This is a genomic window from Caulobacter endophyticus, assembly GCF_029543245.1.
GTDB classification, from domain to species: Bacteria; Pseudomonadota; Alphaproteobacteria; order Caulobacterales; family Caulobacteraceae; genus Caulobacter; species Caulobacter endophyticus_A.
The window spans coordinates 38,965-52,340 of the sequence record NZ_JARQWV010000008.1; the positions used below are offsets into that span (position 1 = coordinate 38,965).

Annotated in this window: 5 protein-coding genes; 3 read left to right on the forward strand and 2 right to left on the reverse strand. The window is 69.0% G+C overall.

Annotated features, from left to right (window positions below):
* Positions 1–308 precede the first annotated feature (308 nt).
* Both P7A99_RS09445 and P7A99_RS09450 read left to right on the forward strand, forming a co-directional pair.
* A complete protein-coding gene (locus P7A99_RS09445; RefSeq protein ID WP_277793631.1) occupies positions 309–3,602 on the forward strand; it encodes a TonB-dependent receptor in 3,294 nt (1,097 codons plus the stop codon).
* 8 nt (positions 3,603–3,610) lie between these two features.
* Positions 3,611–5,011 carry an amidohydrolase gene (locus P7A99_RS09450; RefSeq protein ID WP_277793632.1) on the forward strand — a complete coding sequence of 467 codons (1,401 nt, stop codon included), beginning with the start codon at positions 3,611–3,613 and terminating at the stop codon, positions 5,009–5,011.
* Positions 5,012–5,083: 72 nt separating this feature from the next.
* Here the strand turns inward: P7A99_RS09450 and P7A99_RS09455 are convergent, their stop codons facing one another.
* Together P7A99_RS09455 and pgm are read right to left on the reverse strand one after the other, a co-directional pair.
* A complete protein-coding gene (locus P7A99_RS09455) occupies positions 5,084–10,858 on the reverse strand; it encodes an autotransporter outer membrane beta-barrel domain-containing protein (protein WP_277793633.1) in 5,775 nt (1,924 codons plus the stop codon).
* Positions 10,859–11,380: 522 nt separating this feature from the next.
* A complete protein-coding gene (gene pgm / locus P7A99_RS09460; protein WP_277793634.1) occupies positions 11,381–13,021 on the reverse strand; it encodes a phosphoglucomutase (alpha-D-glucose-1,6-bisphosphate-dependent) in 1,641 nt (546 codons plus the stop codon).
* A gap of 170 nt (positions 13,022–13,191) precedes the next feature.
* Here pgm and P7A99_RS09465 point away from each other — a divergent pair, with 170 nt between their 5' ends.
* Positions 13,192–13,329, forward strand: a complete 138-nt coding sequence (locus P7A99_RS09465; protein WP_277793635.1) for a hypothetical protein — start codon at positions 13,192–13,194, stop codon at positions 13,327–13,329.
* Positions 13,330–13,376: the final 47 nt, after the last annotated feature.

Genomic DNA, 13,376 nt, shown 5'->3' on the forward strand with positions numbered 1-13,376 from the left:
CAACCTGGCTCGTCCGCGCCCGGAAGATCGTCGACGATCCGTCGACTCCATTCTTGCATCAGAACCCGGTTCAAAGACCCGCGGCGCCCCAACGTCGGGCGCCTCCCCGCGCTACGCGGCCAAAAAAACTGGCAGACATAACGTCGACACTGATTTATTAAATCGTCGACGATTTAGTTTTAGATCATCGACGAAATTCAAGTTTCCCTGAAGTCGTCCCTGGCGGCCCGGCGACCGTGCCGATCCCGCCGCCGAGGACACGGCCGCGTGGGGATACGCGCGCCGCACTCGCAACAGGGGATATGGCGATGACGTTCATGAGAAGGCTTTCGGCCGGCGCCGCGATCGGGGTGATCGCGATGGCGGTCGCGCCCGCGGTGGTCCAGGCCCAGGTGATCACCGGCGCGATCCAGGGGCGGCTGACCGACGAGGCCGGCGCGCCCGTGGCCGGCGCCCAGGTGACCATCGTCCACGCGCCCTCGGGCACCACCACCACGGCGACCACCAGCGCCGACGGCGTCTTCTCGGCCCGCAACCTGCGTCCGGGCGGCCCCTACCGGGTGACGGCCAATTCCGAGACCTACGGGACCAAGACGGTCGAGGTGCCGGCGGTCAATACCGGCGACGCTTTCCAGCTGAACTTCGCGCTCGATGGCGGCTCGGTCGACGCGGTGGTCGTCACCGCCGCCTCGGTCGGCGCCAAGGACCTCAAGACCGGTCCCAGCTCCAACTTCAGCGCCGCCCAGATCCAGCTGGCCCCCTCGATCAGCCGCGACCTGAAGGACCTGGCGCGGATGAACCCGTTCGTGGCCATCGACTCCACCAACAGCAAGGCGCTGATCTGCGGCGGGGCCAATAACCGCTCCAACTCGCTGACCATCGACGGCGTGCGCCAGAACGACGACTTCGGCCTGCAGGCCAACGGCTATCCGACCCAGCGCTCGCCGATCTCGATGGACGTGGTCGAGACCCTGGGGGTCGAGCTGGCGCCCTATGACGTCAACTACGGCTCGTTCGGCGGCTGCACCATGAACGCCACGACCAAGTCGGGCGGCAACGCCTTCCACGGCATGGTGTTCTTCGAGAACACCAACCAGAACCTGCAAGGCAAGAAGTTCGAGTACGACGACTTCCAGGACGGTTCGCGCCAGAAGCGCACCCTGGGCGGCAAGTTCTCGGAGAAGACCTGGGGCGCCACCCTGACCGGTCCGATCATCAAGGATCGCCTGTTCTTCACCGCCAACTACGAGAAGTTCGAGCGCGTCGAGCCGTCGCTGACCGGCCCGGTCGGTTCGGGAATGCCCAACGAGGTGCCGGGGATCACCGTCGCCCAGGCCGAGCAGGTGCGCGAGATCATCAAGCGCGTCTACGGCTACGACCCGCTGGGCTATTCGGCCTCGCAGTTCCGCAACCTGGATGAGAAGTACTTCATCAAGCTGGACTGGAACATCAGCGACCGCCACCGCGCCACGGTCTCCTACCAGCGCACCTACGGCTCCAACCTCAACGCCTCGGGCAACACCCTGACGGGCGCCTCGACCTCGCTTGGCCTGCTGTCGAAGTGGATCGAGCGCGAGAACAATCTCGACGTCTACAAGGCGCAGCTGTTCTCGAACTGGACCGACAACTTCACCACCGAGCTGTCGGCCTCGTACAAGAAGATGGACAATCCCTCGACGCCGCTGGCGGGCACGGACTACGCCCAGTTCCGGGTGTTCGTGAGCGGCGCGGGCGTGGGGCCCAGCATCTATGCCGGCACCGACGCCTCCTACCAGGCCAACGAGCTGACCACCTACTTGCAACAGTACCGGGCCAAGGGCGTCTACACCCTGGGCGCCCACAAGATCACCGGCGGCTACGAGCGCGAGGCGCTGAAGATCTGGGACGTCTTCGTCCAGAACGCCAACGGCGCCTATGTCTTCGACTCCATCGCCGACCTGGAGGCCAAGCGGGCCTCGTCGCTGGCCTATGCCAACGCCGGCGACAACATCAAGGCGCACGGCGGGGCCACGATCCACTCGGCCATGAACACGGTCTATCTCCAGGACGAGTGGGCGATCCTGCCGAACCTGACCCTGAAGGCGGGCCTGCGCTACGACTGGTTCGAGCAGAGCGACAGCCCGCAGGCCAATCCGGTGATCCTGTCCCGCTATGGCCTGGACAACAGCGCCAATCTCGACGGCAAGCACTTGCTGCAACCGCGCTTCGGCTTCAACTGGCAGCCCGATCCGACCCTGACGGTCTACGGCGGCGTGGGCTTGTTCGGCGGCGGCTCGCCTACCGTGTGGACGGCCAACACCTTCTACAACACCGGCATCGTGCTCGGTAACGTCAACTGCGCCCGCACCGCCACGACCAGCGCCGCGTGCCTGGCGGGCCTGAACAATGTCGACGCCAAGACCGTCAATCCCGCCGTGCAGCAGCTCAACACCGCCAGCGCCGCGACGGGGCAGGGGCTGACCAACATCCTCGACCCGGACTTCAAGCCGCAGTCGTCGTGGAAGGCCTCGATCGGCGTCCAGAAGTACTTCGACCTGGGCCGCTTCGGCGGCGACGACTGGCGGGTCAGCGCCGAATACATCCGCACCGAGGTCAAGGACGCCGTCACCTGGCGCGACCTCTACAGCGAGGCCAATCCCGGCCCGGCCGCGCCCGACGGCCGCCCGACCTTCCTGCGCGGCCGTGACAACCGCTACGACATTTTCGTCACCAACACCGGCAAGGGCCACACCGACCAGCTGGGCGTGGCGCTGGGCAAGCGCTGGTCCGACGGCTGGCTGGACGGCTTGGACGCCCAGGTCTCGCACACCTACATCAACTCCAAGGACGTCAATCCGGGCATCAGCACGGTGGCGGCGGCCAACTACAACGGCGTGGCGACGGACGACCCCAACGACCCGGGCCTGGCGACCTCGAACTACGAGTTCCGCAACCTCTCCAAGCTGTCGCTGAGCTATCGCCGCGAGTTCTTCTCGGGCTATCGGACCGGGATCAGCCTGTTCGCCCAGCGTCGCTCGGGCCTGCCGTTCAGCTACACCTTCGACGTCGGCGCCAACGCCGCCCAGGCCGGCGACGTGCTGGTCGGCGAGAACGGCTCGAACGCCTCGCGCAATCGCCAGCTGCTCTATGTACCCAAGACGGCGAACGGCCTAGTCACCGCCACCAGCGATCCGATCATCTCCTACGCGCCGGGCTTCGACTTCGCCGCCTTCAACGCCTTCCTGCAGAAGACCGGCCTGATCGACTACGCCGGCAAGATCACGCCGCGCAACGCCTTCAAGTCGCCCGAAGTGACCACGATCGACGTACGCCTCAGCCAGGAGGCCCCGGCCGTCTTCCCGCACGCGGCCAAGGCCGAGATCTATGTCGACATCGAGAACCTGGGGAACATGCTCAACAACAAGTGGGGCGTGATCCAGCAGGTGCCCAACCCTTACGTCTCGTCGAACATCGTGGCCCGCAACTGCCAGTTCACCGGCATCGGCTGCGCCGCGGGGCAGGGGAATTTCTACCAGTTCGACAAGTTCACGTCGAAGGCCGCCACCAGCTTCAACACCCAGTCCGTCTGGCAGGTGAAGCTCGGCGTCCGCTACAAGTTCTAGAGGCCGATATGAGCGATCGCATGTTCAACACTCCCTCCGTTTCCGCCGCCCCGGCGGCCGATCTCTCCCGCCGCGCCCTGCTGGGCGCCGGCGGCCTGGCGGCGGGGGCGCTCGGCCTCGCCGCCTCGGCCCCCTCGGCTTCCGCAGCCGCCCCGGCCAAGGGGCCGGCGGCGGGCGCGACCTACTTCCTGCGCAACGTCCGGCTTGAGACCGGCTACGAGCGCGAGGGCGACGAGGTGGTCGGTACGCGCACCGAGCTGAAGACCATCAAGATCGAGAAGGGGGCCATCGCCGCCGTCCTGCCGGCCGGCGCGGCGATCCCGCCCGGCGCGGTGGTGCACGACGCCGGCGGCCTCTTGATGCTGCCGTCGTTCCGCGACATGCACATCCACCTCGACAAGACCTTCTATGGCGGCCCCTGGCAGGCGCCGCGCAAGCGCAAGGGCGGCATCGCCGGCCAGATCAAGCTGGAGCAGAAGCTGCTGCCTGAGCTGCTGCCGACGCTGGAGCCCCGCGCCGAGGCCCTGGTGGCGCTGTTGCAGGGCTATGGCACCACCTTCGCCCGCAGCCAGTGCAACGTCGATCCGGTGATCGGGACCAAGCACGTCGAGAAGCTGAAAGCCGCCCTCGACCGTCACCAGCCCGACTTCGGCTACGAGATCGTCGCCTTCCCGCAGCACGGCTTCGCCAGCATCGGCCTGGAGCAGCAGATGCGCCAGGCGGTGCGGGCGGGCGCGGCCTATGTCGGCGGCATCGACCCCACCACAGTCGACGGCGGCATGGAGCGGTCGGTCGACCTGATGATGCAGGTGGCGCTGGACGAGAAGGCCGGCGTCGACATCCACATCCACGAGCCGGGCGAAAGCGGCGTCGCGGCCATCTCGCGCATCACCGACATCACCGCCCGCAACCCGGCGCTGAAGGACCGGGTCACGATCAGCCACGGCTTTTCGCTGATGTCGCTGGAAAAGCCGGCCCTGACGGAGCTTGCCGGGCGCATGGCCGCGGCGGGCGTGTCGGTGGCCTCCACCGTGCCGTTCGGCGGCCGGGTGATGCCGATCCCCGCGCTGCAAGCGGCGGGCGTCAAGGTGTTCACCGGCACCGACAGCGTCATCGACCACTGGTCGGTGTTCGGCAGCGGCGACGTGCTGGAAAAGGCCAAGCTGGCCTGCCAGCTCTACGGCTGGTCGGACGAGCAGGCCATCGGCCAGGCTCTGAAGATCCCCACGGGCGGGGTCACCCCTCTGTCGCTCACGGGTGAGCAGCAGTGGCCCAAGGCCGGCGACGCGGCCGACTGCGTCTTCGTGGACGCGGCCAGCTCGGCCGAGGCCGTGGCGAGGCTGACGCCTCGCCAGGTCGTCCTGCATCGCGGCGTCGTGGCGGCGGGCGGCTTCAAGGCCCGGGCATGAAAAACGCCCCGCCCTTGAAAGGGCGGGGCGCTTGACGACGGGGCGGACGTTGCGTCCGCCCCGCTATCGCTATCAGAACCGGACGCGGAAGCCCGCGGTTCCGGTCACGTCGTAGCTGTCGCCGAAGCCCGAGACGGACGTGTCGGCGGCGGCTTCGCCATAGACCACGTAGCGGCCCTGGCCCCAGCTGTAGTTGCCGCCGACGGCGGCGCCCACCCAGGCGCGGCGGTTGCGCGCGTCCAGCGGGGCGCCGGAGACGTCGACACGGGTTCCACCGAGGAACTCGTGGCTGACGTTGACCAGGCCGTAGAGGCCGCCTTCGCCGTCCTTGACGCTCCAGACGCGATCGACCGCCAGGCCCAGGCGGGCCCGCAGACTGTCGCCCTTGTCGTCCGAGACCACGGCGCCGAACGAGTCCGTGAAGCTCTGGAAGCCGGTTCTGGCGTAGGTCAGCTGGGCCTGCGGGGTCAGGCGCAGGGACGAGCCGGCCGCCATCGACTTGCCCACCTCCAGCGAGGCCGCATAGCCGTCGCCGTCGAGGCCGCCGGCGCGACGACCCAGCTGGGCGGACGTCAGGTCGCTGTCGAACCAGCTGCCCTGGACCTGCGCGTCGGCATAGCCGCCGCCGTCGCCGGCCCAGGTCAGGCTGGCGCCGAAACCGAAGCCCCGGGTGTCGATACGGCCATCGCCGTTGGCCGAGGCGATCTTCGCCCTGACCTCGCCGTAGTGGACGGTCAGCCCGCCGGTCAGCCGGCCGCCCATCACCGTTTCGGCGAGGGGCTTGTCCATGCCGAACTCCATCTTCCAGCGGTCGGCGCTCAGGTTCGCGCCGGTGGTGGAGACGACGGGTTCGAGACGGCTGTGGCCGCCTTCCATGCGGCCCCAGACCGCCTGGCCCGACCACTGCCGCGTGCCGACGCGCTGGCGCAGCGTGCTGACGCCGTTCAGCAGTTGCAGGGTCTGCGGATAGGCCTCGTACAGCGGCGCGCCGGCCTGGAACAGCGGCTTGCCGCTGTCGCCCTGGGCCGAGCGCAGGCGCCAGTCGCCGCCGGTCGCGTCCTTGCGCAGGACGTAGCCGTAGGCGCCGCCGACCAGCACGCTCTCGCCGTCGAGAAGGTAGTCGCCGTTGGCCAGGGTGAAGACGCCGTCCGAGGCGCCGTCCACCTGCACCAGCAGCGCGCCGTCGGCGGTGGGGGCGCCGCCGCCGGCCAGACGCTGAACCTGCACCGCGGTCGTGCCCGAGGTCGCGCCGCGGACCACCAGCAGGTCGGCCGTGGCGGCGGCTCCGCCGAGCTGAGCCTCCATTTCCAGGGTCCCGCCGGCGCCGGCGTAGTCGCCCGCGACGGTGAGGGCGCCGACGCCCTGGCCCGGCGCCACGACGCCGCCGTTGGTCAGTCCGCCCAGCGTGGCGGCGCCCGTGAGGCGGCCGCCGCGCAGGACTTCGGTCGCGCCGCCCAGAGCGCCGGTGACGGCCAGGGTTCCGGCATGGACCTCGGTGCGACCCGTGAAGGCGCTGTTGTCGCCGGTCAGGGTGGTGACGCCCGAGCCGATCTGCGCGATCACGCCGCCGCCCGAGATCGCGCCGGTAAAGCCGACCGCGTCCGAACGGTTGAAGGCCAGCACGCCGTCGTTGGCCACGTCGCCCAGGATCGAGCCGGTGGTCCCGCCCGCGCCCAGCTGCAGAGTGCCGCCGCTGATCTTGGTGCCGCCGGCATAGGCGTTGGCGGCGGTCAGCACCAGGGTTCCCGCGTCGGTCTTGTCCAGGCGGCCGGGGCCGGTCAGCTGGGCGGCGATGACGGCCGTGAAGGCCGCGCCGGCCGTCGTGCCGTCACCGACCCTGACGGCGGCGTCGCCGGCCTCCAGGCTGATGGCGTCGCCGGTCAGGCGATAGCCGTCGGCGGCGAACTGCATGCCGCTGACCGCCAGGGCGCCGTCGGCGTTGCTGGCCTGGACCGTGCCCGCCGCGCCGGTGAAGATCATGAACTCGCCGGGGTCGTAGGTCGAGTTCACCGCGCCGGTGCTGGTCGTCCAGTTGGTCTTCGAGGCCGTCCAGGTTCCTGAACCGCCCTCGATGACGCCGTTGCCGGCCGCGCCGAGGGTCTGGCCGTCCCAGTAGTTGACCAGCAGGCCGCCGCTGTTGACCAGATTGATCTGGCCGTCGACCGCCGTCTGCACGCTGACCGCCGCGCCGCCGGGGGTGATGGTCACGTTGAGGCCATTGTCGGTCAGGGCGCCGGTGTAGTCGATCAGCCGGTAGATGCCCACGCCGAAGGCGCCGCCGGCCGTTTCCGAAACTTCCAGCGAGCCGTCGAGGGTCAGGTCGCCGTTGACCACCAGCAGGTCGTTGAGGGCCCCGCCGGCGACGCCGGCCTGGCCCAGGCGGTAGCGCAGGGTGGCGGTCGAGCCGAGGACGACGTCGCCGTCGAGGGTCAGCACGCCCGGCGCGCTCGCCAGGCCCGGGGTCAGGGTCCCATTGACGGTGATGTCGCCGCCAAGGCGTCCGACGCCGCCCAGGGTTCCGTAGATGTCGACGAGGTTGGCGCCCGTCTGGCCCGACTGGTCGCCGTTGACCAGCAGCGTGCCGGCCGAGACGCGCGTGCCGCCGGCATAGGTGTTGTCGCCGTTCAGGACCAGGGTCCCGAGATCGGTCTTCACCAGCTGGGCGGCGCCGCCAAGCACATCATCGATCGTCGCCACGTAGTCCTGGCCCAGCGCGGTTCCGTCGCCGACCCGCACGGTGGCCGAGGCGCCGTTCAGCGCGATCTGCTCGCCGGTCAGGCGATAGCCGTCGACCGCGAACTGCATGCCGCCCACGGCGACGGGGTCGGCCACGCTCACCAGGCCGGATGCGCCGGCGAAGATGGCGAAGTCCCCGGCGGTGTAGGCCGCGTTGATCGCGCCGTTGGCCAGCGTCCAGTTGCTGGACGACGCGGTCCAGGTTCCGTTGCCGCCCTCGATCGCGCCGTTGCTGACGCCGAGAAGCCCGTCACCGTCCCAGAAGTTCGCGCTCAGGCCGGTGGTGTTGATCAGGTTCACCTGACCGGCGATGGCCGTCTGCAGGGAGACGGTGGAGCCCGCCGGCAGGGCGCCGATGGCCAGGCCGTTGTCGGTCAGAGAGCCGCCGTAGGACGCGATGCGATAGAGGCCCTGGTCGAACACGCCGCCGGCCGTCTGGATGACGTTGACCGTGCCGTCGAGGGTGAGGTTTCCACCCACGAGCACCAGGTCGTTCATCGGGCCGCCTACGACGTTCGACTGGCCGAACTCGACGTTCAGCGTCGAGGCCGCGTCCAGGGTCAGGCTTCCGGCGATGGTCAGGGTTCCGGGGCTGTTGCCCGGCGCGATGGTCCCGCCGACCGAGGCGACGTCGCCGCCCACGGTTCCCGAGCCGCCCAGCACGCTGCCGGCCTGGATGTCGAGCGTCGAGCCGGCCGCGCCCAGCACGCCGTCCACATACAGCGTGCCGCCGGTGACGTGTGTGGCGCCGGCGAAGGTCGAGCTGTCGCCCGTCAGGTGGGTCAGGCCGGCCTTGTGGTTGATCGTCCCCGCGCCGCTGATCGGCGTGGCGAACACATAGTCGGCCGTGTCGTGGTTGAAGGTCAGCGCGCCGGTGGTTCCGGTCAGGAACAGGCTGGGCGAATTCAGAACGCCTGCGGCCACGATCGCGGTCTTGCCGCCGATGATCACTTCACCGTCGCGCGTGGCCGAGCCGACCGTGACGACATCGGAGTTCAGCACGCCGCCCGTTTGCAGGTTCAGGAAGGCGGTAGCGCCGGAGCTGAGCGAGCCCACGGCCACCGCGCCGGGCGTGTCGAAGATCGAGCCGCCGGCGATGTTCAGCGTCGCCTCCCGGTTGGCCGAGATCCCCAGGGTGATGAAGCTGGCGCTGGCGCGGGCGCCGGCCAGCAGGTCCAGCGCGCCGCGGGCGATGTAGAGCTGCCCGTTGTTGATGATCAGGCTCGAGCCTGCGCCCGTGACGGTGACCTGATGCTGGAGGAGCCCGGTCGGCGAACCCACGTTGAAGCGGCCGCCGAACTCTACCGTCCCGCCGTCGGAGACGGTCATCACGCCAAGGCCCGTGCCGAAGCTGAAGGCGTTGGCCGTGCTGAAGCGCGAACCCGCGCCCGAGACGATCAGGTTGGCGGTGGCGTTGACGCTGTTGGCGATGACGCTCGTGGTGCCGGTCAGGTTGAGCACGCCGCCGTTGAGGAGCTGGATCGTGCTCGAACCGGACGTCTGGGTGGAGCCCGACAAGGTCGAGGCCTCCAGCCGACCGCCGTCCAAGGTCAGGGTTCCCAGGCCCATGTTGACCTGGCCCGTCGTGGTCAGAAGGCCGCCCGACAGCACGCTGACGTCGCCGCTGGCGAGGGTCAGGGCGCCGGTGGTCAGCAGGCCGCCATCCACCGACAGCAGGCCGCCGTCGCTCGAGGCCACTGTGCTGGCCGTCAGCTCGCCGCCGGTGAGGACCCGGGCGACGGCGCCGGCGTTCCGGACGTCGAAGATCGAGGCCGCCGCGCCGAGCTTGCCCTCGACCGACAGCGTGCCGCCGGTCACGTAGGCAGCGCCGGTGAAGGCCGAGCTGTCGCCGGTCAGATGGGTGTCGCCGGCCAGGTGATTGATCGTGCCGGCGCCGCTGATCGGCGTGGCGAACACATAGCCCGCGGTGTCATGGTTGAAGGTCAGCGCGCCGGTGGTGGCGCGCAGAAACACCCCCGTCGCGTTCAGCGTGCCCGCGCCGGTGACCGCGCCCACGTCGCCGATCACCAGGTTGCCGAAGTTGGTGGTGCTGTAGCCCACCGTGACATTGGTGGCGTTGAGGACGCCGCCGGTCTGCAGGGACAGGATCGAGTTCCCTGAAGTCAGCGCGCCCATCGTTACGGTCCCCGTGTCGAAGATCGCGCCGCCGGCGATGTTCAGCCGGGCGGCCTGGTTGACCGAGCGCGCGACGAGGAGCGAGGCGGAGCGGGCATGGGCGCCGTCCAGTACGTCCAGCGTGCCGCGGGCGACAAAAATGTCGCCGCCGACGTCGAGGGTCGATCCCGCGCCGGTGATCGTCACGTGGTGCTGGGTCGTGCCCGTGGGGGTGCCCAGGCTGAAGTCGTTGGCGACGGCCAGGGTCCCGCCGTTCCGGACCATCACCACGGCCGTCCCGGCGGCCATGCCCATGGCGTTCGCCGTGGTCAGGCGAGACCCGGCGCCGTCGATCGTCATGTTCATGTTGATGTTCGTGCCATTGGCCAGAATGGTCGACTGGGTGGCCGTCGACATGTCGATCACGCCGCCGTTGACGATCTCGATCGTGGCCGTCGCGGGGACGCCGGTTGAAGTGTTCGTCAGGCCGGCGGTGTTCAGCCGGCCGCCGTCGACCCGCAGGATCCCGGCGCCGTTCACGCTCGTGCCGCTCGTATTGGTGACGTTGGCGCCCGCCAGGATCAGCCCGGTGCTGTTGACGAGCGTAAAGCTGCGGAAGGTCGAGGCCGTGTTGGTCGAGAAATTGATCTGCGAGCTGCCGCTGAGCGTCACCGCGGCCGTGCCGGCGTAGCCGAAGTTGTCCAGGCCGAAGCCGTCGGTCTCGATCGTGATCGGCTTGAGCGCCGCCGGCATGGTCGACGGGTCGCTCAGGGTGATCGCCTGGGTCAGTCGGATGATCGAGGAGACGTCGGCCGAGGCGTTGGCGGCCAGGATCGCCGCTTTCAGTTCAGCCTCGTTGGAGGCGGTGAAGGTGGCGGCCGTGGCTGCCTGGGGCGCCAGGATGGCGGCGCCGAGGGCCAGGGCCGAGGCGTCCGCCCATAGGGAGGGGCTCCGCCCGATGCGCGACGGAGAGGAAGCGCGCTTACGCTGTGACATACAAAAAAACCCCGCTGGTGGCCGCGGCTTGCTTGCCGCCGGCTCATCGCCGCTCGCCCGAGTTTTTCGAGGCGGCCCCTCCAGCGCGTTTCTGGGTTTCCCCAGCCGTCCCGCGCTCCGCCAGAACTCGTCGAGCGCGTGGAAACTTGGTTTTGAATATTAACGAGAGGTTAATTTTTGTAGCAGTTTGGATGCATTACATTGTTATTGAAAAGCGTGACGGCAAGTCATTTTCATGCAGTTACATAGTTCATAGTAAACGTGACTCCTGTGTCGCGATCTTCACCTGGAAATAAGTCAGCTGTTCCTGGGTTTTTCTGGGTGTGCGGCGATCTGGGCTGTGTTCGGCAGTCTGCTTTTTGACTGTAAGTTGCATCAAGCGCGGCGCACCTCTGCGACATTCCGCCGCATGCCTGTCGCGGGGGAGATCCGGCGCCGAGGCGGCCGCCACAGATGAAAAAGGCCGCGACCCTGACGGGGCGCGGCCTGTTCCAAGTCGCTTCGAATGGTTCAGCCGACGGGTTAGGCGGACTGGAGAACCTTGCCGACCAGGTCGCGGGCCTGGGTCTGCACGGCCTTCAGGTGGTCGGGGCCCAGGAACGATTCCGCATAGATCTTGTAGACGTCCTCGGTGCCGGACGGACGCGCGGCGAACCAGGCGTTGCCGGTCGTGACCTTCAGACCCCCGATCGCCTCGCCGTTGCCTGGGGCGGCGGTCAGGACGCTGGTGATCGTCTCGTCGGCCAGGACCTGCGCCGACACGTCCGACGGGCTGAGCGCGGCCAGTCGGGCCTTTTCCCGGCGATCGGCCGGGGCGTCGATACGGGCGTAGGCCGGCGCGCCGTACTGCTCGGCCAGGCCGGCATAGAGCTGGCTGGCGCTCTTGCCCGTGACGGCCTGGATCTCCGCGGCCAGCAGCGACAGCAGGATGCCGTCCTTGTCGGTCGTCCAGACCGAGCCGTCCTTGCGCAGGAACGCCGCGCCGGCCGACTCCTCGCCGCCGAATCCGACCGACCCGTCCAGCAGGCCCGGAACGAAGTGCTTGAACCCGACGGGGGTCTCCAGCAGGCGGCGGCCCAGCCCCGCCACGACCCGGTCGATCATCGAGGAGGACACCAGGGTCTTGCCGACGGCGACGTTCTGGCCCCACTGCGGACGGTGGGCGAAGAGGTAGGCGATGGCGACCGCCAGGTAATGGTTGGGGTTCATCAGGCCGCCGTCTGGCGTGACGATGCCGTGGCGGTCGGCGTCGGCGTCATTGCCGACGGCGACATCGAAGGGGGTCTGGCCCTTCATCATCTCGATCAGGTTGGCCATGGCGCAGGGCGACGAGCAGTCCATGCGGATCTTGCCGTCGCTGTCGAGCGGCATGAAGGCCCACTGCGGATCGACCTTGTCGTTGACCACGGTCAGGTCCAGCCGGTGGCGGTCGGCGATCTCGCCCCAGTAGGCGACGCTCGCGCCGCCCAGGGGGTCGGCGCCGATCCTCACGCCGGCCGAGCGGATGGCGTCCAGGTCGAGGATGGCGGGCAGGTCGTCGATGTAGAGGCCGAGGAAGTCGTGCGCCTTGGCCGCGGCCCTGGCGCGCTCGAACGGAACGCGGCGGACCTCGCGCAGCCCGCCTTCGAGCAATTCGTTAGCCCGGGCGGCGACCGCCGAGGTGATCTCGCCGCCGGCGGGGCCGCCGGAGGGCGGATTGTACTTGATGCCGCCGTCGCGCGGCGGGTTGTGCGACGGAGTCAGCAGGATGCCGTCGGCCTGGCCGGCATGGGCGCGGTTGTGGGTCAGGATGGCGTGGGACACGGCCGGGGTCGGCGTGAAGCCGTCCGCCGCGTCGACCAGGGCCTCGACGCCGTTGCCGGCCAGCACTTCCAGAACCGAGCGCCAGGCCGGCTCGGAGAGAGCGTGGGTGTCGCGGCCTACGAAGACCGGGCCGGTGATGCCCTGGGCGGCGCGGTGCTCGACGATGGCCTGGGTGATCGCCAGCACATGGCCTTCGTTGAAGGCGCCGTCGGCGCTGGAACCACGGTGTCCCGAGGTGCCGAAGGCGACCCGCTGGCCGACGTCGCTCATGTCCGGCTGCCGATCGGCGTAGGCGCGGACCAGGGCGTCCACGTCGGTCAGGTCCTCGGCGCGCGCGCGGCGCCCAGCGTGTTCGTGCATGGATGTCCCCGAAAATGACTGGCGGCTAATATGCGCTATAGCGCCAAAGGTTCCGACAAATACGACATGATTTTCCGCGCCGGCCCGCAGGCCTGGGCGCTCGACGATCATTTCTGGCCGCGGCGTTCGGCATCGTCGGCGGCGGGGAGGTCAAAGCCCCGCGGAATGTCATGGTCAAGCTGGTGCATCGATTCGCCTCGGCGGCCATCAGGACGGCCATCGGGACGCCGATCATCGGCTTTTCTTTGACCATGACCGAGGGCGGAGCACTCGCGGTCGGCGAGGCCAAGGCGTCGCCGCCTTCGTAGAAGGCGACCGGTCTGCGCGAGGGATCCTCGGGAAAGGGGTATTGACT

What these genes read in the sequence shown, in the direction of transcription:
- P7A99_RS09445 (WP_277793631.1), top strand. Translation starts at nt 309, where the DNA reads ATGACGTTCATGAGAAGGCTTTCGGCCGGCGCCGCGATCGGGGTGATC.
- P7A99_RS09450 (WP_277793632.1), top strand. Translation starts at nt 3,611, where the DNA reads ATGAGCGATCGCATGTTCAACACTCCCTCCGTTTCCGCCGCCCCGGCG.
- P7A99_RS09455 (WP_277793633.1), bottom strand. Translation starts at nt 10,858, where the DNA reads ATGTCACAGCGTAAGCGCGCTTCCTCTCCGTCGCGCATCGGGCGGAGC.
- pgm (WP_277793634.1), bottom strand. Translation starts at nt 13,021, where the DNA reads ATGCACGAACACGCTGGGCGCCGCGCGCGCGCCGAGGACCTGACCGAC.
- P7A99_RS09465 (WP_277793635.1), top strand. Translation starts at nt 13,192, where the DNA reads ATGGTCAAGCTGGTGCATCGATTCGCCTCGGCGGCCATCAGGACGGCC.